Source organism: Stenotrophomonas maltophilia complex sp. Om-AH-Sm3 (assembly GCF_059337855.1).
This window is the reverse complement of the sequence record NZ_JBYBLQ010000003.1, coordinates 369591-391443: the sequence shown is the minus strand read 5'-3', so window position 1 is coordinate 391443 and position 21853 is coordinate 369591. Positions and strand designations below refer to the sequence as shown.

Sequence of the window (21853 nt, the reverse complement as noted above, 5' to 3'; positions counted from 1 at the left end):
GTGCATAAAAAAAGCCCGGTGGCCAACCGGGCTTGAACCCATCCTGGGGGAGGGATGAATCAGGCCGCGTCGAGGCTGGCGCGACGGGTCTGGGCCTTGATCAGGCGGTCCATGGTACGCAGCGAACGGTCGCCGAGGGCCAGGGCGGAATCGACCCATACCTTGGTGATCTCCAGCAGTTCGTCGTAGCTGACCGGCTGGGCGATGGCGCGTGCGGCGTTCATCGCCAGATAGGACTGCGGTGTGCGCTGCTGCTGGCGGATCAGGTCTTCCACCGCCGCCCGGCCTTCGCCCTTCTTCACCAGCACGTCGACCACGCCCATCGCATGCATCTCCTCGGCGCTGTAGACCCGGCCGTCGAGGATGATCTTCTCGGCCAGGTGGGGGGACACGCGCCTGCACAGGAAGGAGTACGCACCCATGCCCGGGAACAGGCCGAACAGCACCTCCGGCAGGCCCAGTCCGCTGCCTTCCTCGGCGACGATGGTGTGGCAGGCCAGGGCCATTTCCAGGCCGCCGCCGAGGGCGTCACCCTGGATCAGCGCGATCGAACGGACGTCGCCGCCGAACCCGGTGTGCAGGTGGTGCACGCCCTCCACGCAGCGCTGGGCATAGTTCAGCAGGAGGTCGCGGTTGCCTTCGCGGATCAGGCGGGTGAACAGGTCCAGGTCACCGCCCAGGTTGTAGGCGACGGCATCGGAGGCCAGCACGAAATGCCGCAGGGTGCCGCTGTGGCGCTCGGCAGGGCTGCGGGTGATGGCCGCCATGTAGCTCCACATCTCGTCGAGCATGTCCTTGCGGCAGCAGGGACGGATGCCGGTGGCGGCATCGGCATGCATGAACAGCCAGTGGGCAGTGCCGTCGGCACTGTCTTCGGTACGGATGGTGGCAAAAGGCGAGCCGCTTGAGGGCAGCTTTTCGATGGTACTCATGGAAGGGTCCTCGGCATGCGGCCCGCAGTGTCAGGTGGGTGGCCGGCGGGCCGAACGGTCCACACACGCGGCGATGCTACACCGCCTCAGGGGCGTCGCATGCGAAAGGGCCCGGGACGTTTCCGCCCCGGGCCCGGTACCGTTCAAATTGCCGAAAACCCTTACTGGGCGGGCGTATCGCGGAGTTCGCGACGGAGGATCTTGCCGACATTGGTCTTCGGCAGCTCCTTTCGGAATTCGACGATTTTGGGGTGCTTGTAGCCGGTCAGGTTGGCCCGGGCATGCTCCTTGACCATTTCGGCGGTCAGGTTCGGATCCTTCTTCACGATGACCACCTTCACCACCTCGCCGGACTTGTCGTCCGGCACGCCGACCGCGGCCACTTCCAGCACGCCCGGCATCATCGCGATCACGTCCTCGACTTCATTCGGATACACGTTGAAGCCGGACACCAGGATCATGTCCTTCTTGCGGTCGACGATGTAGAAGAAGCCGTGTTCGTCCATCTTCGCCATGTCGCCGGTATGCAGCCAGCCGTCGGCATCGATCGCCTTGGCGGTTTCCTCCGGGCGCTGCCAGTAGCCCTTCATCACCTGCGGGCCCTTGATGCAGAGCTCGCCGACCTCGCCCAGCGGCAGGATGGCGCTGTTGTCGTCCTTGATGCAGGCATCGGTGGACGGGATCGGCAGGCCGATCGAGCCGTTGTATTCGGTCAGGGTGAGGGGGTTGATGCAGGCCGCCGGCGAGGTCTCGGTCAGGCCATACGCCTCGACCAGGGTCACGCCGGTGACCTTCTTCCAGCGCTCGGCCACGGCGCGTTGCACCGCCATGCCGCCGCCCAGGGTGACCTTCAGCGAGGAAAAGTCGACCGTGTCGAAGCCGGGGGTGTTGAGCAGGCCATTGAACAGCGTGTTGACGCCGGTGATGGCGGTGAAGCGCACCGACTTGAGCTCCTTGACGAAGCCCTTCATGTCACGCGGATTGGTGATCAGGTGGTTGCAGCCACCGAACTTCATGAAGACCAGCCCGTTCGCGGTCAGTGCGAAGATGTGGTACAGCGGCAGGGCGGTGATGATCCACTCCTTGCCCATCTCGATGCCCGACGCACTGATCCAGGCCGAGGCCTGCTGCATGTTGGCGATCAGGTTGCGGTTGGTCAGCATCGCGCCCTTGGCCACGCCGGTGGTGCCGCCGGTGTACTGCAGGAACGCAATGTCGTCGTGGTCGATCTCGACCTTGGGCAGGCTGTGGCGGCTGCCGATCTTGAGCGCCTGGCGGAAGCGCACCGCGCCCTTGAGATGGTAGTTGGGCACCATCTTCTTGATGTACTTCAGCACGAAGTTGACGATCACGCCCTTGGCGCCAAGCAGGTCGCCCAGGCCGGTGGTGACCACGTGCTTGACCGGCGTATCGGCGATGACCTGCTCGACGGTGTCGCCGAAGTTGTCGACCACCACCAGTGCGGTCACGCCGGCATCGATCAGCTGGTGCTTGAGCTCGCGCGCGGTGTACAACGGATTGACATTGACCACGGTCAGGCCGGCGCGCAGCACGCCGAAGGTGGCCACCGGGTACTGCAGGCAGTTGGGCATCATCAGGGCGACGCGGTCACCCTTCTTGAGCTTGAGCTCTCCCAGCAGGTAGGCCGCGAACTGATTGACCAGCGCGTCGGTCTCGCCATAGGTGAGGACCTTGCCGAAGCTGGAGTAGGCGGGACGGTCGCGGAATTTCGCGACGGAAGCGTCGAAGACCGAAGCTACCGAATGGAACTCGTTGACGTCGATCTCGGCGGGAACGCCTTTCGGATAGCTCTGCAGCCAGGGACGATCCAGACTCATATTCCCCCTCCAGGAATCGTGATGTATTAGGTTCCGGCCCTGAGCGTATCGACAACGGCCGGTCATTGCAGCATACCCCGCCGTAGGGAAAACGCGAAGAGGCCCCGAAGGGCCTCTTTGCTGGGTGGTGCCGGCCGCTGGCCGGCATCTGCGCTCGATAGGCGATCCAGCGGATGCCGGCCAGCGGCCGGCACTACCGCGCCCCACAGGCGGGCCGCTTGCGTCAGCCCTGCTTGCGTACCGGTGCGCCGTTGGCCTTGTAGTACGGCGCAGTGCTGCGGGCCAGCGGGGTGCGGCCGCGGATCACGTCGGCCAGCTTCTCGGCCATCATGATGGTCGGCGCGTTGAGGTTGCCGGTCACCACCTGCGGCATGATCGAGGCATCGACGATGCGCAGGCCTTCCAGCCCGTGCACGCGGCCCTGGCCGTCGACCACCGCCATCGGGTCATCGGCATGGCCCATCTTGTTCGAGCACGACGGGTGGTAGGCGGTCTCGGCATGCTCGCGCACGAATGCGTCGATCTGCGCGTCGGTCTGCAGCGCGCTGCCCGGCGAGATCTCGCGGCCGCTGTACGGTGCCAGCGCCGGCTGCGCGAAGATCTCGCGGGTGATGCGGATCGCCGCGCGGAACTCACGCCAGTCCTGCTCGTGCGACATGTAGTTGAACAGGATGCTCGGATGTTCGCGCGGATCCTTCGAACGCACATGGATGCGGCCGCGGCTGGGCGAGCGCATCGAGCCGACGTGCATCTGGAAGCTGTGCGCCTTGATCGGGTTGGAGCCGTTGTAGTTGATCGCCACCGGCAGGAAGTGGTACTGCAGGTTCGGCCAGTCGAACTCGGCGTCGCTGCGGATGAAACCACCGGCCTCGAACTGGTTGCTGGCGCCGATGCCGGTGCCCAGGAACAGCCACTCGGCACCGATCGCCGGCTGGTTGTACAGCTTCAGCGCCGGCGCCAGCGACACCGGCTTCTTGCATTCGTACTGCAGGTACATCTCAAGGTGATCCTGCAGGTTGGCGCCGACGCCCGGCAGGTGGTGCACCAGGTCGATGTCGAGGCTGCGCAGCAGGTCGGCCGGGCCGACGCCCGAGCGCTGCAGGATCTGCGGCGAGGCGATGGCGCCGCCGCACAGCAGCACCTCGCGGCGGGCGGTGGCACGCTGCGGCTGGTCGTGGTGCAGCCACTGCACGCCCACCGCGCGCTTGCCCGAGAACAGGATGCGGTCGGTCAGCGCGTGGGTGACGATGGTCAGGTTCGGGCGTGGCTTGGCCAGGTCCAGGTAGCCGCGGGCGGTGCTGGAGCGACGGCCCTTCGGGGTCACCGTGCGGTCCATCGGGCCGAAGCCTTCCTGCTGGTAGCCGTTGAGGTCGTCGGTGCGCGGGTAGCCGGCCTGCACCCCGGCCTCGACCATCGCAGCGAACAGTTCGTTGTTGCCGGCCTTGGGCGTGGTCACGCGCAGCGGGCCGTCGCCACCGTGGTAGTCGTTGGGGCCGATGTCGCGGGTTTCGGCCTTGCGGAAGTAGGGCAGGCAGTCGAGGTAGGTCCAGTCTTCCAGGCCCGGCATGCTGGCCCAGTTGTCGTAGTCCATCGCGTTGCCACGGATGTAGCACATGCCGTTGATCAGCGACGAGCCGCCCAGGCCCTTGCCGCGGCCGCAGTCCATGCGGCGGTTGTTCATGAAGGGCTCCGGATCGGTCTTGTACGCCCAGTTGTAGCGCTTGCCCTGCAGCGGGAAGGCCAGTGCAGCCGGCATCTGGGTACGGAAGTCGAGCCGGTAGTCCGGGCCACCGGCTTCCAGCAGCAGCACGCTGACATCGGCATCTTCGGTGAGGCGGGTGGCCAGCACGTTGCCGGCTGAACCGGCGCCGATGATGATGTAGTCGTACTCGTTATGGGTGCTCATGGGTGTCTCCTGCAGGCCGGGGCGCGCTGCATGCAGGCGTCCCGGCGGAATGTCGGATCGGCGCGGTGGCCGGACGATGGGGCGTGCTCGGCGCGCGCCGGTCAGAACACGCTGGCGTAGTCGCCCAGCTCGACCTGCACCGACTTGATGCGGGTGTAGTGGCCGAGGGTGGAGATACCGTTCTCGCGGCCGACGCCGGATTCCTTGTAGCCACCGACCGGCATTTCGGCCGGCGATTCACCCCAGGTGTTGATCCAGCAGATGCCGGCTTCCAGGCGATGGATGATGCGGTGGGCGCGGCTGATGTCCTTGCTGACCACGCCGGCAGCGAGGCCGAAGGTGGTGTCGTTGGCACGACGCACCACTTCGTCTTCGTCGTCATAGGCGAGGATGCTCATCACCGGCCCGAAGATCTCTTCCCGGACAATCGTCATGTCGTCGCGGCAGTCGGAGAACACGGTCGGCAGCACGTAGGCGCCCTTGGCCAGTGCGCCTTCGGTGGCACGGCCACCGCCGGTCAGCAGGCGGGCGCCTTCGGCCTTGCCGCTTTCGATGTAGCGCAGCACGTTTTCCATGTGCGGGAAGCTGGTCAGCGGGCCGAAGTTGGTCTCGGCGTCCATCGGGTCGCCGATGCGGATGCGCTTGACGCGCTCGACCACGGCGGCCTCGAAGGCAGCCAGCATGCTGCGCGGCACGAACACGCGGGTGCCGTTGGTGCAGACCTGGCCGGAGCTGAAGAAGTTGGCCATCACCGCAATGTCGGCGGCGCGGTCCAGATCGGCGTCATCGCAGATCACCAGCGGTGACTTGCCGCCCAGCTCCATGGTCACTTCCTTCAGCGACGAGGACGCCGCGCTGGCCATGACCTTCTTGCCGGTGGCGACGCCACCGGTGAAGGAGATCTTCTCGATCACCGGGTGCTCGGTCAGCCACTGGCCGATCTCGCGGCCCGGGCCCTGCACGACGTTGAACACGCCGGCCGGCACGCCGGCTTCGGTGTAGATTTCGGCCAGCCGGATCGCGGTCAGCGGCGTCACTTCCGACGGCTTGAACACCATCGCGTTACCGGCAGCCAGCGCCGGCGCCGACTTCCACATGGCGATCTGGATCGGGTAGTTCCATGCGCCGATGCCGGCGACCACGCCCAGCGGCTCGCGACGGGTGTAGAAGAAGCTCGATTCGCGCAGCGGCAACTGGATGCCTTCGATGGCGGTGGCCAGTCCCGCGTAGTACTCGACCACGTCGGCACCGGTGACGATGTCCACGGTGGTGGTCTCGGCCAGCGCCTTGCCGGTGTCCAGGGTTTCCAGGTGGGCCAGTTCGTCGTTGCGCTCGCGCAGGAGCTCGACGGCGCGGCGCAGGATGCGCGAGCGCTCCATGGCGGTCATCGCGGCCCACACCTTCTGGCCTTCGGCTGCACTCCGCACGGCACGTTCGACGTCGGCCTGGCTGGCGACCTGCACCTCGGCGATCACCTCGCCGGTGGCCGGGTTGACGGTCTTGAAGGTCTTGCCGCTGGTGGCATCGACGCGCTGGCCGTGGATGTAGAGCTGTTGGACGGGCAGGGTGGTCATGGGGCGTACTCCTTGGAAGGGGGCGGGTGCTGAAGCGCTTATAGCGCGGCAGCCTGCAACTGGAAGTCGATGTAGCCGTAAGCGATGCGCCGGGACTTCTCGGCGTTGAACTGGCCGCCGACCAGGCTGCCGCGCAGCCACAGGCCATCGATCATCGCGGCCAGGCCGCGGGCAGCCAGGCGGGCCTGCGGGTGGGGCAGCAGGCGGTTGAACTGGTGGCACAGGTTGGAGAACAGGCGCTGGTCGTTGGCGCGCTGCAGCCGGGCCAGTTCCGGCTGGTGCATGCTGGCGGCCCAGAAGGTGAGCCAGACGCGCATCGCGGTGCCGTTGATCTGGCTGTCGTCGAAGTTGCCATCGACGATGGCGCGCAGCTGCTCGCGCGGATCGTCGCCGGCGTCTGCGCGGTAGCGGGCGACGGCGTCCTTCAGTTCGCGCAGGATCTGCCGCATTGCAGCATTGAGCAGGCCGTCCTTGTCGCCGAAGTAGTGGGCGACGATGCCGCTGGACAAGCCCGCCTTCTTCGCGATGGTGGCGACAGTGGCATCGGCCATGCCGATCTCGTCGATGGTCTGGAAAGTGGCCCGGATCAGCTGTTCGCGCCGTACCGGTTCCACGCCTTTCTTCGGCATTGTCTCTCCACGGTTTGCGACCCGAAGGATCGGGCTACCCGCCATTATGCTTTTTATTGATTGAACGTTCAATCAATAAACCCTAGGATGCGCTCGCGCCCCACGCCATGGGCCCGGTTTACCGGTCCGGCCCCGCCCATGTGCTCCCTCGGACTTGATGAGACGACCCCATGTCTTCCCTGGCTCATCCCAAGCGTTCGCCCCTGCGCTTGAACCGTTTTGTCTTCCTCAGCTCCTCGGTGTCGATCGGCATCCTCGGGCTGCTCACCGTTCTCTATCCCGAAGGCAGCGAGCACTGGCTGCAATGGGCGCAGGCCGAAGTGTCGGCCGCGTTCGGCTGGTGGTACATGCTGCTGATCGTGCTGTGCCTGGGCTTCGTGCTGTGGCTGGCGTTCTCGCCGTACGGCCGCATCCGCCTGGGCCACAACGAGGAATCACCGGCCTTCGGCTATGTCGCCTGGGTTTCGATGCTGTTCTCGGCCGGCATCGGCATCGCGCTGCTGTACTACGGCGCCTACGAGCCGCTGGATCATTTCCTCAATCCACCCGGGCAGCCCGGCGGCACCGTGGCCGCCGGTCGTGAAGCGATGGTGCTGACCTTCCTGCACTGGGGCCTGCATGGCTGGGCGCTGTATGCGCTGGTCGGCGTGGCACTGGGCTATTTCGCCTATCGCCGGGACCTGCCGCTGGCGCTGCGCTCTGCGTTGTACCCGGTCTTCGGTGAGCGCATCCACGGCCGCATCGGCGACATGGTCGATGGCTTCGGCATCCTGGCCACGCTGATCTCGATGGTGACCAACCTCGGCATCGGCGCGCTGGTGGTACAGTCCGGCCTGGTCTACCTGTTCCACATCCCGGATACGCCGCAGGTGCTGGTGGTGATCGTGCTGGTGATGATGGTCGTGGCCACCATCGGCGTGGTGGCCGGCGTGGAAAAGGGCATTGCCTGGCTGTCCAACCTCAACGTGCGCCTGCTGTGTGGCCTGCTGCTGTTCGTGCTGGTCACCGGCCCGACCCTGCACCTGTTCGATGGCCTGATCCAGAACACCGGCGATTACCTCGGCGCGTTCGTGCGCAAGAGCTTCGACATGTACCTCAACGACCCCAAGGGCCGTGAGTGGATGGGTTCGTGGACGCTGTTCTACTGGGCGTGGTGGATCGCCTGGGCACCGTTCGTCGGCCTTTTCGTGGCGCGCATCTCGCGTGGCCGCACCATCCGCGAAGTGATCATGGGCGTGCTGCTGATCCCGCTCGGCTTCACCCTGGCCTGGCTGTCGATCTTCGGCAATACCGCCATCGACCTGGTGCTCAACCATGGCCAGGCGATCCTGGGTGACGTGGCCCAGCATGATGCAGCGATGACCTTGTTCAAGCTGCTGGAATACCTGCCTGCGGCGCCGTACGTGGCCGGTGCTGCGGTGGTGATCGGCTTCGTGCTGTTCCTGACCCCGGTCGACTCGGGCACGCTGATGATCGCCAACCTGTGCACCCGTCGCGTTGACGATGGCGTGGAAGATGGCCATGACGCGCCTATCTGGCTGCGCGTGTTCTGGGCCGCCGGCATCACCGTGGCCAGCGTCGGCCTGCTGCTGGCCGGCAACTTCAGCGCGATGCAGACGGCGGTGGTGCTGTGCGGCCTGCCGTTCTCGTTCACCCTGGCGTTCTACATGTGGGGCCTGTTGAAGGCCCTGCGCACCGACCCGGATGCGCCGCGCCGCTGAGCGGGCATCCGGCATCCATCCCGATGCCGCCGATGAGGCAGTAGAGCCAGGCCATGCCTGGCTGCGGTGAAACAGCAAGGGCCGGATCCGTGAGGATCCGGCCCTTGCTGTTTGCTCCCGGGATTCGCCGGGCATGGCCCGGCGTTACCCATTACTTGGCTGCCAGCTGGCGAAGCACGTACTGCAGCAGGCCGCCATGACGGAAGTACTCGACTTCCTTCGGGGTCAGCAGCATCACCGACACCTCGAAGGTCTTCTTCGTGCCATCGGCCTTGGTGGCGGTAACCGTGGCGCGCTTGCTTGCACCATCCTGCAGGCCGGTGATGTCGATCACTTCCGAGCCGTCCAGGCCCAGCGTCTGTGCGTTCTCGCCGTTGCGGAACTGCAGCGGCAGCACGCCCATGCCGACCAGGTTGGAGCGGTGGATGCGCTCGAAGCTCTCGGCGATGACCGCCTTCACCCCCAGCAGCAGGGTGCCCTTGGCCGCCCAGTCACGCGATGATCCGGTGCCGTATTCCTTGCCGGCCAGCACCACCAGCGGCACCTTGTCGGCCTTGTACTTCATGGCCGCGTCGTAGATCGCCAGCTTTTCCGGCTGGCCACCACCGGCTGGGTAGTACAGGGTGTTGCCGCCTTCCTCGCCACCGAACATCAGGTTCTTGATGCGGATGTTGGCGAAGGTGCCGCGGACCATCACGTCATCGTTGCCGCGACGGCTGCCGTAGCTGTTGAAGTCGGCCGGCTGCACGCCGCGCTCCTGCAGGAAGCGGCCTGCCGGCGAGTCCTTCTTGATGTTGCCGGCCGGGGAAATGTGGTCGGTGGTGATCGAGTCGCCGAACAGGCCCATCACGCGTGCGCCGTGCACGTCGTCGATGCTGCCGGTCTGCATGGTCATGCCATCGAAGTAGGGCGGGTTCTTGATGTAGGTGGAGGCGTCGCTCCACGCGTACAGGTTGCCGTCCGGCGAGGCGATGGTGTTCCAGCGGGTGTCACCCTTGAACACATCGGCGTAGTTCTGCTTGAACATCTCCGGGCCAATGGTGGCGGCGATGACGTCGCCGATTTCCTTGTTGCTTGGCCAGATGTCGCGCAGGAACACCGGCTGGCCATCGCTGCCGGTACCCAGCGGCTGGGTGGTCAGGTCGATGTCGGTGGTGCCGGCGATGGCATAGGCCACCACCAGCGGCGGGCTGGCCAGGTAGTTCATCTTCACTTCGGGGTGCACGCGGCCCTCGAAGTTGCGGTTGCCCGACAGCACCGAGGTCACCACCAGATCGCCAGCGGCGATGCCGGCGCTGACTTCGGTCGGCAGCGGGCCGGAGTTGCCGATGCAGGTGGTGCAGCCATAGCCGACCACGTAGAAGCCGATCTTCTCCAGCTCCTTCAGCACACCGGCCTTTTCAAGGTAATCGGTAACCACGCGCGAGCCCGGGCCGAGCGAGGTCTTCACCCACGGCTGGCGGTTCAGGCCCTTGGCGGCTGCGTTGCGGGCCAGCAGGCCGGCACCGATCATCACCGCCGGGTTGGAGGTGTTGGTGCACGAGGTGATGGCGGCGATGACCACTGCGCCATCCTTCAGCCGCACCTTGCGGCCTTCGATCTCGATGTCGGCAAAGCCCTTGGCCAGCTGCTCGTTGCCGACCGCGGCGCCGCCGCCTTCGTTGACGAAGGTGGCAACGTCCTCGCTGCGCTTGTCACGGTTGGCAGTCATGCCGACCAGCGCTTCGCGGTAGTTCTTCTGCACGTCTTCCAGCAGCACGCGGTCCTGCGGGCGCTTCGGGCCGGCGAGCGACGGCTTCACCGTGCCCATGTCCAGTTCCAGCGTGCTGCTGTATTGGGCGTGCGGGCTGCCGGGTTCGTGCCACAGGCCCTGCGCCTTGGCGTAGGCCTCGACCAGGTTGATCTGCTCTTCGCTGCGGCCCGACAGGCGCAGGTAGTTCAGCGATTCCGCGTCGATCGGGAAGATGCCGCAGGTGGCGCCGTACTCCGGGGCCATGTTGCCGATGGTGGCGCGGTCGGCCAGCGGCAGGTGCTGCAGGCCGTCACCGTAGAACTCGACGAACTTGCCCACCACGCCCAGCTTGCGCAGCATCTGGGTGACGGTCAGCACCAAGTCGGTGGCGGTGGCGCCCTCGGGCAGCTTGCCGGTCAGCTTGAAGCCGACCACCTGCGGGATCAGCATCGACGACGGCTGGCCGAGCATGGCGGCCTCCGCTTCGATGCCGCCCACGCCCCAGCCCAGCACGCCGATGCCATTGATCATGGTGGTGTGGCTGTCGGTGCCAAACACCGTATCCGGGTAGGCCACTGCCTTGCCGTCCTTGTCCGCGGTCATCACCACGCGGGCAAGGTTTTCGAGGTTCACCTGGTGCACGATACCGGTGTTGGGTGGCACCACCTTGAAGTTGTCGAAGGCCTTCTGGCCCCAGCGCAGGAAGCCATAGCGTTCCTGGTTGCGCTGGAACTCGATCTTGCCGTTGAGGTCCAGCGCGTCGGGCTTGCCGAACACATCGACCTGCACCGAGTGGTCGATGACCAGTTCGGAGGGAATCTGCGGGTTGATCTGCTCCGGCTTGCCGCCGAGCTTGACCACCGCATCGCGCATCGCGGCCAGGTCGACCACGCAGGGCACGCCGGTGAAGTCCTGCAGGACCACGCGCGCCGGCATGAACGCGATCTCGGTGTCCGGCTCGGCCGCCGGGTTCCAGCGGGCCACGGCTTCGATGTGGTCCTTGCCGACAGTGATGCCGCCGTCCTCGTGCCGGAGCAGGTTCTCCAGCAGGATCTTCATCGAGTAGGGCAGGTGGGAGATATCGAAGCGCTGGCCCAGCGTGGGCAGGCTGAAGTAGTCGTAGGTCTTGCCACCGACGTTCAGCTGGCTGCGGGTGGAGAACGAATCGCTCATGCGGGTTAACTCCTTCTTGCGGATGGCTTGCAGTGGCCCGCGCATGGGCAGGCCTGCTTGCGGTGGCCGGTGGCGTCCCGGCCGCCGGATCCCCGTCAGTATGGCCGAACGGGGAGGGGCCGGAACGCCCTTGGCGCAGGACGCAAGGTTACATGGCTGTATGTAGTGCCGACGTCACGGTTCTTCGTGCCGATGCCGATTTTGCAACTTTCTTCATGGCGGCTGCCGGCGAGGCCAACCAGAGTGAACGGTTGATCCCAGCAAGGTCCACCAATGACCCATGAACGTCTGATCGCCCCCCATGAACGCCCGGAAGTGGCTGACGCCGTCAGCGTCCGTAAAATGGCCCGGGAGCTGCTTCTGGCGGGACAGGGGGAGGCGCTTGATGCCCTGTTTATCAATCGCGACGATCAGGAGGAGCCGCGGACCGGGCTGGGCTCGGCGCAATGGTTGATGCAGCAGTTGATCGCGCCTTGGCTTGAAGAGGCCCGGTTGATGGAACTGCTGCGGGGGTGGGTTGCGGAGTGCCCGCAGAGCTACCATGCGTGGCTGGTGCTGGGCGCTGCCTGGGGGCAGACCGCTGCACGCATCCGTTCAGCACGGTGCGCGAACCAGGTGGGCCGCAGTCAGTGGATCGGCGCCGGTCTGGCCAGAGACCACGCAGTAGCCTGCTTCCTGCAGGCGCTGGCCTGTGACCCGCGCGGGCGACAGGCATGGCATCGACTGTTCAGGGTCACGTGCTATCTCGGTGAGCCTCAATGGCTGCTGGATCAGCAGGTCGGTAAAGTGCCCGATGCCTACCCGGACACTGATGGCCATGATGAGCTGATCTGGCAGGCAGGATTGGCGCATGTGGCAACCCTTGGCGGGGCTCTGCAACAGATTCCCAGCCTGCCGGCCTGCCTTGCACCGCGGCTGCCGCACGAGTTCGAGGACGGCAAGATCTACTGGCTGCGGCAGGCATTGGCAGTCAGTCCCAACGACCTGGACCTGTTGGGTGACTATCTCTATTTCCTCTATCCACGCTGGGGAGGAAGCCACGAGCAGATGCAGGGTTTCATCGACGGTCCGATCTGTACGGGGCTGACCGAGGCGCAGCGCAATGATCTGCGCGAGTTGAAGGAGAATGACTGGATCGGGATGATCGATGACAGCGAGGATGCGGAGGACATCGCCCAGGTAAGGGAGAGCCTCGATGCCCTGCTGGCCTCGGACCTGCTGCCCGAAACGCGTGCACGCGCACTGCGGGCCTATTCCCGGCACCTTGCCTATCAGGCGCGGACGGAGGTGGACGGCGAAGTGTGCTGGAACAAGGCTGAAATGCAGTGCGTGTATGCGATGTTGGTGGAGATGTTCGAGCTGATGCCTTATGCATTCGCCGAACGGAGTCTGTATACGCTGGAGCAGTGCGTCGCCCATGCTGGAATAGAAGACCGCGCTGGTCTGATGCGCCGCTGCCTGGAGCTTGAGGAGCTTCTGCACAACGATGCGTGTGCGCTGTTGTGGCTGGACGTCGCCCGCCAGTGCGATGCCTTTGGTCTTGCTGGCGATGCGCCCTTAGCGGCTGGCTGCAGGGAAACCCGCTTCGACCTGGCGCTGCGGATGGCGGAGGCGCATGGCACGGATGTGGGCCAGCATGCATTCAATCTGTATGACGGCATCGATTCGGATGCCGGAATCGCATTGTTCGAGCGCCTCATCGCGCGGGGCCATGCGGGCGCCATGCTGGTGTACTCCGGCGAGCTGTCGCCAGATGCACCGCCCACCAAGCGCGGTCGTGTGGTCCCGGACGCGGCCAGAAGCGCGGCGCTGCTGGAACAGGCCGCGGCCGCCGATCACCCGGTTGCCCTGTGCAACTGGGGGCTCAGGCGTGCAAAGGCCTTCTATAACGATGGTTGTCCCGAGGCGCGCGCCGAGGCGTTGCGTTGCTATCGGCGGGTCAATGACGTTGCGCTGCCGCACGAAGAGGCATGGTCCTACGCAATGAAGACCCTGGTGCGGATGCTCTGGGAAGGAGCCCCCGAAGAGCAGCATGAGGCGGTGCATACCGTGCTGGTTCGTATCTGGCTGCAGGATGACGCCGATCTGGAGGCTTGGGCATCCAGATTCTTCGCCGATGCCTTCCTTTCGGGCATTGGCGTCGCCGTTAACCGCTGGCTGGCGAGCGTCTGGCTGGAGCGCGCCTTCGAGCGTGAACCGGACGATCCGGACATTGAAGACCTGCAGGGTCGACTTCAGATGAAAGGGGAGTGGCTGGGTGGCCTGCGCTGGCGCCGCGCAGTCGAACGTGACCGCCGTCAGATTGATCCCGTGGCGTATGCGCTGACGTTCGGTGAGGCCCCGCCAAATCCCGATGCAGGCTGACGCGCTAACCTCCGGGCGGTCGGTCCGCCGGATTCGTGAGGCTGCGGGTGGGGTGCTGGCGGGCACGGCGGGCGTGGTTCTGCTGTCGCTGCCGCTGGCAGTGATCGCGGTACTGCCGTTGACGGTTGTGCTGGCACTGGCCTGGGGCGGGAAGGCAGGTTTGCCATTGCCTCACATCATGCTGGCTGCCATGGCCGTGCTTGCGCTGCTGCATCTGTGTGCCGTCGCCCGCATGCTGGCCGGGTACCGGACGGAAGCCACCGATGTGGAACCCTGGCCGGTCTTGCGGAGAGCCGATGCCCCTGCGCTGTTTGCGGTGCTGGATTCCGTGGCAGCAACGCGGCGGTTGCCATCCATCGATCAGGTCTGGATCCACGATGAGTGCAATGCGTCCATAAGCGTCGAACGTCGCTGGCGGCCGGGGACCACGCCCGCGCTCCGGGTGACACTTGGTTTTCCATTGCTGGTGATGCTCTCTCCCGAGCAGATGCGTGCGGTCATTGCGCACGAACTGGGGCACGTCGGGGGAACTCGTGCTGTCCTGCATTCGCTGCTGGCCAGACTGCTGGCGGTGACATCGGGCAACACGCCGCACAATGCCGATACGTGCTACGCACGATCAGTGTGGCGTCTGGTGGCGTGGGTTGGCCGACTCTGTGGCCCGGTGAGCGGGAGATGCTGGCGTCGTCTCTCGCACAGCTGCGAGTACCGTGCCGACCGTGCCGCTGCGCAGTGCTGCGGCGGTGCACGGGTCGCGCAGACGCTGGCCATGATCGGGTTGGCAAAGCATACGCTGTCAACGATTTGGTGGCCGTTGTTCTTCCCCGCTGATGCCACGTCTGCCGCGCCGGAAGGCAGGCCTTTTGCAGGCTTGCTGCTGGGGGACCTGCGCTGGCCGGATGCCAGTGAGCGGAGTTATTGGCTCGACGAAGCCCTGTTGTGCGGTGTCGCGCCGTTGCCGACGCACCCGAGATTGGGCGACCGGCTTGGCATGCTGGGAGGCACGAACATGCCGGTGCTGGATCCGATCGGCGAGGGATGCTCGGCGCTGTCAGTGCTGGTGCCCATGAAGATGTCCAGCAAGTTGGCTGATGCGCTTGACCGTCGGTGGCCTGCCGATGCTGCTGGCGCATGGGAGGAGCATGTGGCGCGCTGCGAGCGACTGCGTCAGGAGCGCGACCATCTGCTCTGTCGAAGGAGTACCCAGGTGCTGCCTGCGCGCACGCTGGAGCGGCTGGGCTGGCTGCAGCGGGAGCTGGCGGATGCGGGGTGCTGGCAGATCCTGAAAGATGCATTGGCTTCTGGCGATCAGGATCTCGCTGTTGCGCGGTCAATGCTCATTGAGCGGGCCATTGACTGCGGAGACCGCGCGGCGGCGACGGCGTTGCTTGACGAGTGTGCAGGCCAGTCCATTGACATGGATCGTCATTGCCGTCGCTGGCAACTGCGTCTTCTGCATGGGGAAGGTGCAGATGATTCCAGGCTGGCACTGCTGCGCCGTGCCGTGGCCGCCGACGCGCTTGCAGACCATGCCGAGAGCGTTGAATGGGACAGCGTCGAGGCCGACAGCATCTTCGAGCCATTCGAGATGCCCGATCATGTGCTCGAAGATTTCAGGTGTTCATTGCAGCGCGTGCAGGCGATAGCGAGGTCGGTGAGTCTGTTGCGGCAACGTTCGCGGTGGCGGAGCGAACGCCATCGGCTGGTGGTCGTGGTTGTGCCCGATGCAGGCCTTCAGGAAACCCTGCTGGACCGGCTGCGTATCCGCGACAGCCACCAGAGGCTACGTTGCACGCACCTTCTTGAGGCGGTGCAGTTTCCTGGTGGGCTTGCGTGGGTGGGCACTGTCGAAATGCCTGACAGCCGGCTTGCGGGTCGCGTCGCGCGAGGCAAGGCCTTTGCCCGGATGATCTGATGTTGGCCGGACGGGCGCGCTTGCGTCTCAAGCTGTCCTGTTCCACGCGGCCGGCAGGAGACAGACAGGTTCCTGAACGAACACGGCCGGCTGCTGTTTAGTGCGATCCGCTTGGCAGACCAGCAACCGCAGGCGCAGCGGGCAGGGCAGGGACGAGAGCACTACCTCCAATACCCGCCTGCAGGTGGCGTTCCAAGTACGTGGCTGGCGGTATGGCCCCTTCGGTATGTATAATTCGTGCATACCGAAGAGGGCATACCCATGGAAGCCACCGTTGCAGAACGCGGACAGATCACCCTGCCCAAGGCGGTGCGCGATGCCCTCGGCCTGACCAAGGGCACGCTGCTGAAGGTCGAGCTGGACGGCAGCCGCATCATCCTGCGCAAGAGTGTTGACGATGCCATTTCACGGGCGCGCGGCAAGTTCGCGCTGGACGGCTTCGAGTCGTCCGATGCGGCAGTACGCGCGGTGCGCGACGAGGAGTAAGCCGTGATGATCGCCGTCGATTCACCGGTACTGGTCGAACTGCTCAGCAACGGACCGCAGGCCGATGCCGTGGAAGCCATCCTCCGGCAGAGCCTGGTCGGTGGCCGCGTGGTGGTCTGTGGCGCAACCCTCGCCGAAGTGTGCGCATCGCTGCGCGGTGGTGCCGAGGTGCTCGAAGCGCTGGAAGAGATGGGCGTGCACTTCAACCCGATGGAAGCCAAGTCGGCGCTGCGCGCCGGCGAGATGCACCGCCGTCACCGTCAGCGCGGCGGCAGCCGTCGCAGCCTGGACGAATTCATGGTCGGCGCCCACGCACTGCTGCAGTGCGATGGCCTGATCACCTGGAACGACACGTTTTACCGCGACTACTTCAAGGGCCTGAAGCTGATCGTGCCGCACGCCTGAGCCCACTTTTGATTTTTCAACCTACGCATTACCCGGGAGTTGTCATGTTGGAAGCCTACCGCCACCACGTCGCCGAGCGCGCTGCGCTTGGCATCCCGCCGCTGCCGCTGAGCGCGCAGCAGACGGCCGATGTCATCGAACTGCTGAAGAACCCGCCGCAGGGCGAGGCCGAGTTCCTGCTCGACCTGCTGACCCACCGCGTGCCGGCCGGCGTCGATGACGCAGCCAAGGTCAAGGCGTCGTACCTGGCGGCGATCGCCCTGGGCAGCGAGCAGAACCCGCTGATCAGCCGCGAGCGCGCCACCGAACTGTTGGGCACCATGCTCGGCGGCTACAACGTTGCGCCGCTGATCCAGCTGCTGGACGACGCCAGCGTTGGCGCTATCGCTGCCAATGGCCTGAAGAACACCCTGCTGGTGTTCGATGCGTTCCATGACGTGCAGGAGAAGGCGAAGGCCGGCAACGCCAACGCCCAGGCCGTGCTGCAGAGCTGGGCCGAGGCCGAGTGGTTCACCAGCAAGCCGGAAGTGCCGCAGAGCCTGACCATCACCGTGTTCAAGGTGCCGGGCGAAACCAACACCGACGACCTGTCGCCGGCACCGGACGCGACCACCCGCCCGGACATTCCGATGCACGCGCTGGCGATGCTGAAGAACAAGCGCGACGACGCGCCGTTCACCCCGGAAGAAGACGGCAAGCGCGGCCCGATCCAGCAGATCCTGTCGCTGAAGGACAAGGGCCACCTGGTCGCCTACGTCGGCGACGTGGTCGGCACCGGCTCCTCGCGCAAGTCGGCCACCAACAGCGTGCTGTGGTGGACCGGCGATGACATTCCGTACATCCCGAACAAGCGCGCTGGCGGCGTGTGCCTGGGCGGCAAGATCGCCCCGATCTTCTACAACACCATGGAAGATGCCGGTGCGCTGCCGATCGAGCTGGACGTGTCGAAGATGGAGCACGGCGATGTCATCGAGCTGCGTCCGTACGAAGGCAAGGCGCTGAAGAACGGCGAAGTGATCGCCGAGTTCCAGGTCAAGTCCGACGTGCTGTTCGACGAAGTGCGTGCCGGTGGCCGCATCCCGCTGATCATCGGCCGTGGCCTGACCGGCAAGGCGCGCGAAGCGCTGGGCCTGGCCCCGACCGACCTGTTCCGCCTGCCGGTGCAGCCGGCCGATACCGGCAAGGGCTTCTCGCTGGCGCAGAAGATGGTTGGCCGCGCCTGTGGCCTGCCGGAAGGCCAGGGCATGCGCCCGGGCACCTACTGCGAACCGAAGATGACCTCGGTCGGCTCGCAGGACACCACCGGCCCGATGACCCGTGACGAGCTGAAGGATCTGGCCTGCCTGGGCTTCTCGGCCGACCTGGTGATGCAGTCGTTCTGCCACACCGCCGCTTACCCCAAGCCGGTGGACGTCAAGACCCACCACACCCTGCCGGAGTTCATCTCCACCCGTGGCGGCGTTTCTCTGCGCCCGGGCGACGGCGTGATCCACAGCTGGCTCAACCGCATGCTGCTGCCGGACACGGTCGGCACCGGCGGTGACTCGCACACCCGTTTCCCGGTGGGTATTTCGTTCCCGGCCGGCTCGGGCCTGGTCGCCTTCGCCGCTGCCACCGGCGTGATGCCGCTGGACATGCCGGAGTCGGTGCTGGTGCGCTTCAAGGGCAAGATGCAGCCGGGCGTGACCCTGCGTGACCTGGTCAACGCGATCCCGCTGTACGCGATCAAGTCGGGCCTGCTGACCGTGGCCAAGGCGGGCAAGAAGAACATCTTCTCCGGCCGTATCCTGGAAATCGAAGGCCTGCCGGATCTGAAGGTCGAACAGGCGTTCGAACTGTCCGACGCCTCTGCCGAGCGTTCGGCGGCCGGTTGCTCGGTGCGCCTGAACAAGGAGCCGATCATCGAGTACCTGACCAGCAACATCACCCTGCTGAAGTGGATGATTGCCGAGGGTTACCAGGATCCGCGCTCGCTGCAGCGCCGTATCGAGAAGATGGAAGCGTGGCTGGCCAACCCGCAGCTGCTGGAGCCGGATGCGGACGCCGAGTACGCCGCCGTCATCGAAATCGACCTTGCCGACATCCACGAGCCGATCGTGGCCTGCCCGAACGACCCGGACGACGTGAAGACCCTGTCCGAAGTGGCCGGTGCCAAGATCGACGAAGTGTTCATCGGTTCGTGCATGACCAACATCGGTCACTTCCGCGCCGCTGCCAAGCTGCTGGAAGGCAAGCGTGACCTGCCGACCCGCCTGTGGGTGGCCCCGCCGACCAAGATGGACGCCTCGGAGCTGACCAAGGAAGGCGTGTACGGCACCTTCGGCGCTACCGGCGCACGCATGGAAATGCCGGGCTGCTCGCTGTGCATGGGCAACCAGGCGCAGATCCGCGAAGGCTCCACCGCGATGTCGACCTCGACCCGCAACTTCCCGAACCGTCTGGGCCGCAACACCAACGTGTACCTGGGTTCGGCGGAACTGGCGGCGATCTGCTCGCGCCTGGGCCGCATCCCGACCAAGGAGGAGTACATGGCGGACATCGGCGTGATCAACGCCAATGGTGCGGAGATCTACCGCTACATGAACTTCGACCAGATCGAGGAATACCAGGACGTGGCCAGCACGGTCGCTGCCTGATGCGGTAACGGAAAACCCCCGGCTCGCGCCGGGGGTTTTTTTGTGAGCGGACGACGCATGGTAGTGCCGGCCGCTGGTAGGCAACCCGTTGAAACGAAGAACCGCAGGTGAAAGCCGGGTTTTTCATTGTGCCCGGCCAGGTGGCCTAGCCCATCCGCCTCGCGGTGAGGGCCTGCTCGTGGGCGAGGTCCTGCTGGGCGACCTGTTGTGCCTGCGAAATCTGCTCGGCCTTGGCGAGCGACTGTTCTACGGGCGTATTGACGGCCTCACTGATTGGAACCGACGCCCGCAGGTTTACTGGATTGTCGAGCGCTCCCTGCACAACGAACATGCGAGAGGCTGGGCCATCGCTGGGTGAATTGCCCAGTACAACGTGATCGACGCGTTCCAGGCCGCTGCCCTTGGCCGCCGCAAGCAGGCCGGCCGTCACGCGCTCACTGGTTTCATCGAAGCTGCGCCCGTGCCTAGCATCCACGGCGGATACACCCTCGCGAATCTGCCGGTAGAGCGCATGGTCTGGATGGCCTTCCTTCCTGGGATCAAGGCCTGCCCTGTCCAAGGTTGATTCAATGCTCTCCTGCAAAGGGGGCCTGGGAGAGAAAGCGGGATTGCTGAGAGAGGGCGAGCCCTTGTCGGTTGCATCCTGGATCAGTTTATCGCCCGGCTTGAACGCATTGCGGGCCCGCTGCTCGGCTTCAGCTTCGTGGCGGGCGTATGCACCGGCTTCCTCGACACCGCAGGAAATTGATACCGTCGCGCAGCAGACCGGGCCCGCCGCCGACAAGCACGGTCGCACCCGCACGTAGTTGATGAACATCCCTGCGGTAGTCGGCAATCCGGCGCAGGTCCTCAGGATCCGTAACGCGCGCCTGTGGATTGTCCAGTACAGATTGCACCGGGCCCTTATCGGTCATGCGATCAAGGAAATGAACCACTCGATGGGAGTCGCCCAACTGGACCGCCACCGCGGCGGACATGACATGGCCGCTCTTCATCCCGGGTGTTCCGATCGAGGCGATGCGCTGGCCGTGCTCGGCGTTGCGCAGGATCTCCAGTTCCCTGGGCAGCGCATACATCTCGACCTTGCCGTAATGGGGACCGCTGGCACTGACCAGGTCGCCTGCCAAGACGTGGTTGGTGAAGGGCGCCGCGCTGGCTGGCTGGCCTTCAGGAAGGCGATATGCCAGCCCGGCGGCACCGTAGGGATTGAACGCGTCGCCGGGGAGGTTGTAGTGGTGTGCAGTGATCTGTGCGAGCGCGCCGCCCAGGGAGTGGCCGGTGACGGAAACCTGGCCATATCCATTTGCGTAAGCCAGCTCGATTGCCTGCTTGGTCAGCGCGAGGGCATCATCAATTTGCGCGTTGATTCTGGCGGTGACCATCGCCGCATCGATGCCGCCATCAATCAGAGGCTGGCGATCAAACTCGGTACCGCGATGGGTGACGATTACTTCTTTGGATTCGAGATTATGGTAAATGACGCCTTGGTAGCCGGTGGCGGAGTTTAGGCTGGCCAATACTCGATATTCCGTCCCGGCAATGGTAACAATGGTCTTGGGTTCAGGGAGCGGATCCTTGTAGACATGATCGGAGAGGGCTGCATTTGCTCCAGGATTCATTGGGCTGTTCCTTCAGTCCGTGTGGAGATTTCGATTGGGAAGTAATCCTTTCGCTTATCTTGAGACATCTTCTCGTACCAAGTCGAAGGCTCGGTAGGCGTCCACTCTGGCGATCCCCCTGAAGTCATGGGGCGTAAGGCGCGATGTACGTAGGTAGTAGAGAGTTTCCCGGTTTCAAGCTTTGTAAATGAAGTCCATGCGGTTGCTTGGATAGGGCGGCCATCAATGATGAAGGCGAATGAAGCTTCCACGAGCACGGGTGTCCAAGTGCACGGGCCACGACCGTAATAGTCGGCAACTTCCATACCGTCCTTGAAAACAGCACTGCTGAATTCAGTTGCACTGAGGCGCTGTGCCTGAACCTCAACCTTGTGCTGGTTCGGCTCGTACTGCACCCCCTCCCAATTGTTGACCGGAGGCAGACAGAGTGGGTCTATCTCATACGTGACGAAGACCGAAGGAACGGGAACATCCACGGGTGCATCGTGGACCCGAATCACAATCGGCAGCGCATCCCTTGGCGCAGGATTCTCGCGATAGACAGGGAACGAGCGTTCCTTGTTGCAGCCTGCAACAACCAGTGTGATCAAGGCGATCAACGCAACATGAGCAAGGCTGGGGACGGATTTCAGCATGAGCGGTCCATGTCGCAGCAGGATTGTCCTTGATCCTTGGAACATGCGGTCTCATCGCGAACGACGGCGCAACATCCGGGCAAATGCGACAGGTTGCGCAGTGGGTATTGTCCGTTACCCGGACTTCCCACCCTGTGTACCCGAGCAGCGCGGCCTTGCGGGGTAACGTTCATCGGCGTTCCATTGCGGTGCGGTACCTGACTATACGACCCGCTCCAGCCGCGCTCCAAGTCGGTGTCCTGCGGGCCTCCCGTTTGGCGCGCATGGCTTGCGGCAGGATCAAACCTC

Annotated in this window: 15 protein-coding genes; 6 read left to right on the top strand and 9 right to left on the bottom strand. The window is 64.9% G+C overall.

Annotation, left to right across the window (positions count from 1 at the left end; translation table 11 throughout):
* Positions 1-59: 59 nt before the first annotated feature.
* From AC10QF_RS06365 to betI, 5 genes are all read right to left on the bottom strand, one after another.
* A complete protein-coding gene (locus tag AC10QF_RS06365) occupies positions 60-932 on the bottom strand; it encodes a crotonase/enoyl-CoA hydratase family protein (RefSeq protein ID WP_494541939.1) in 873 nt (290 codons plus the stop codon).
* Positions 933-1093: 161 nt separating this feature from the next.
* Positions 1094-2770, bottom strand: coding sequence for a long-chain fatty acid--CoA ligase (locus AC10QF_RS06360; protein ID WP_069138628.1), 1677 nt, complete (start codon positions 2768-2770; stop codon positions 1094-1096).
* A 223-nt stretch (positions 2771-2993) separates the two neighbouring features.
* Complete coding sequence (gene betA, locus AC10QF_RS06355) at positions 2994-4676, bottom strand: choline dehydrogenase (protein WP_061479282.1); 1683 nt, start codon at positions 4674-4676, stop codon at positions 2994-2996.
* A gap of 101 nt (positions 4677-4777) precedes the next feature.
* The gene (gene betB, locus AC10QF_RS06350; protein WP_494541938.1) at positions 4778-6250 is read right to left on the bottom strand and encodes a betaine-aldehyde dehydrogenase; all 1473 of its coding nucleotides are present in this window, start codon (positions 6248-6250) and stop codon (positions 4778-4780) included.
* 38 nt (positions 6251-6288) lie between these two features.
* Complete coding sequence (gene betI, locus AC10QF_RS06345) at positions 6289-6879, bottom strand: transcriptional regulator BetI (RefSeq protein WP_069138626.1); 591 nt, start codon at positions 6877-6879, stop codon at positions 6289-6291.
* A 170-nt stretch (positions 6880-7049) separates the two neighbouring features.
* Here betI and AC10QF_RS06340 point away from each other — a divergent pair, with 170 nt between their 5' ends.
* Positions 7050-8600, top strand: a complete 1551-nt coding sequence (locus tag AC10QF_RS06340) for a BCCT family transporter (protein ID WP_005416395.1) — start codon at positions 7050-7052, stop codon at positions 8598-8600.
* Positions 8601-8751: 151 nt separating this feature from the next.
* Here the strand turns inward: AC10QF_RS06340 and acnA are convergent, their stop codons facing one another.
* The gene (gene acnA / locus AC10QF_RS06335; protein ID WP_069138624.1) at positions 8752-11505 is read right to left on the bottom strand and encodes an aconitate hydratase AcnA; all 2754 of its coding nucleotides are present in this window, start codon (positions 11503-11505) and stop codon (positions 8752-8754) included.
* Positions 11506-11778: 273 nt separating this feature from the next.
* Here acnA and AC10QF_RS06330 point away from each other — a divergent pair, with 273 nt between their 5' ends.
* From AC10QF_RS06330 to acnB, 5 genes are all read left to right on the top strand, one after another.
* On the top strand, positions 11779-13869 hold the full coding sequence (locus AC10QF_RS06330; RefSeq protein ID WP_494541937.1) for a DUF4034 domain-containing protein: 2091 nt from the start codon (positions 11779-11781) through the stop codon (positions 13867-13869).
* The gene (locus AC10QF_RS06325) at positions 13859-15784 is read left to right on the top strand and encodes a M48 family metallopeptidase (RefSeq protein ID WP_494541936.1); all 1926 of its coding nucleotides are present in this window, start codon (positions 13859-13861) and stop codon (positions 15782-15784) included. Before AC10QF_RS06330 ends, AC10QF_RS06325 begins: the two co-directional genes overlap by 11 nt.
* Positions 15785-16045: 261 nt before the next feature.
* On the top strand, positions 16046-16270 hold the full coding sequence (locus AC10QF_RS06320; protein WP_005409505.1) for an AbrB/MazE/SpoVT family DNA-binding domain-containing protein: 225 nt from the start codon (positions 16046-16048) through the stop codon (positions 16268-16270).
* Positions 16271-16276: 6 nt separating this feature from the next.
* Positions 16277-16675, top strand: coding sequence for a type II toxin-antitoxin system VapC family toxin (locus tag AC10QF_RS06315; protein WP_005416402.1), 399 nt, complete (start codon positions 16277-16279; stop codon positions 16673-16675).
* 44 nt (positions 16676-16719) lie between these two features.
* On the top strand, positions 16720-19311 hold the full coding sequence (gene acnB, locus AC10QF_RS06310) for a bifunctional aconitate hydratase 2/2-methylisocitrate dehydratase (protein ID WP_061479288.1): 2592 nt from the start codon (positions 16720-16722) through the stop codon (positions 19309-19311).
* 145 nt (positions 19312-19456) lie between these two features.
* Here acnB and AC10QF_RS06305 read toward each other — a convergent pair whose 3' ends face one another.
* The 3 genes from AC10QF_RS06305 to AC10QF_RS06295 form a co-directional block, all read right to left on the bottom strand.
* The gene (locus AC10QF_RS06305; RefSeq protein ID WP_494541935.1) at positions 19457-19894 is read right to left on the bottom strand and encodes an XVIPCD domain-containing protein; all 438 of its coding nucleotides are present in this window, start codon (positions 19892-19894) and stop codon (positions 19457-19459) included.
* Positions 19895-20006: 112 nt separating this feature from the next.
* Complete coding sequence (locus AC10QF_RS06300; protein ID WP_494541934.1) at positions 20007-20930, bottom strand: Tle-like phospholipase domain-containing protein; 924 nt, start codon at positions 20928-20930, stop codon at positions 20007-20009.
* Complete coding sequence (locus AC10QF_RS06295; RefSeq protein WP_111176691.1) at positions 20927-21565, bottom strand: hypothetical protein; 639 nt, start codon at positions 21563-21565, stop codon at positions 20927-20929. Before AC10QF_RS06295 ends, AC10QF_RS06300 begins: the two co-directional genes overlap by 4 nt.
* Positions 21566-21853 lie beyond the last annotated feature (288 nt).

Bases quoted from the DNA above. Each gene is read 5' to 3' on its own strand.
- AC10QF_RS06360 (WP_069138628.1), bottom strand. From the start codon at position 2,770: ATGAGTCTGGATCGTCCCTGGCTGCAGAGCTATCCGAAAGGCGTTCCC.
- AC10QF_RS06295 (WP_111176691.1), bottom strand. From the start codon at position 21,565: ATGCTGAAATCCGTCCCCAGCCTTGCTCATGTTGCGTTGATCGCCTTG.
- AC10QF_RS06365 (WP_494541939.1), bottom strand. From the start codon at position 932: ATGAGTACCATCGAAAAGCTGCCCTCAAGCGGCTCGCCTTTTGCCACC.
- AC10QF_RS06325 (WP_494541936.1), top strand. From the start codon at position 13,859: ATGCAGGCTGACGCGCTAACCTCCGGGCGGTCGGTCCGCCGGATTCGT.
- AC10QF_RS06300 (WP_494541934.1), bottom strand. From the start codon at position 20,930: ATGAATCCTGGAGCAAATGCAGCCCTCTCCGATCATGTCTACAAGGAT.
- acnB (WP_061479288.1), top strand. From the start codon at position 16,720: ATGTTGGAAGCCTACCGCCACCACGTCGCCGAGCGCGCTGCGCTTGGC.
- AC10QF_RS06340 (WP_005416395.1), top strand. From the start codon at position 7,050: ATGTCTTCCCTGGCTCATCCCAAGCGTTCGCCCCTGCGCTTGAACCGT.
- betA (WP_061479282.1), bottom strand. From the start codon at position 4,676: ATGAGCACCCATAACGAGTACGACTACATCATCATCGGCGCCGGTTCA.
- AC10QF_RS06320 (WP_005409505.1), top strand. From the start codon at position 16,046: ATGGAAGCCACCGTTGCAGAACGCGGACAGATCACCCTGCCCAAGGCG.
- acnA (WP_069138624.1), bottom strand. From the start codon at position 11,505: ATGAGCGATTCGTTCTCCACCCGCAGCCAGCTGAACGTCGGTGGCAAG.
- betI (WP_069138626.1), bottom strand. From the start codon at position 6,879: ATGCCGAAGAAAGGCGTGGAACCGGTACGGCGCGAACAGCTGATCCGG.
- AC10QF_RS06330 (WP_494541937.1), top strand. From the start codon at position 11,779: ATGACCCATGAACGTCTGATCGCCCCCCATGAACGCCCGGAAGTGGCT.
- betB (WP_494541938.1), bottom strand. From the start codon at position 6,250: ATGACCACCCTGCCCGTCCAACAGCTCTACATCCACGGCCAGCGCGTC.
- AC10QF_RS06315 (WP_005416402.1), top strand. From the start codon at position 16,277: ATGATCGCCGTCGATTCACCGGTACTGGTCGAACTGCTCAGCAACGGA.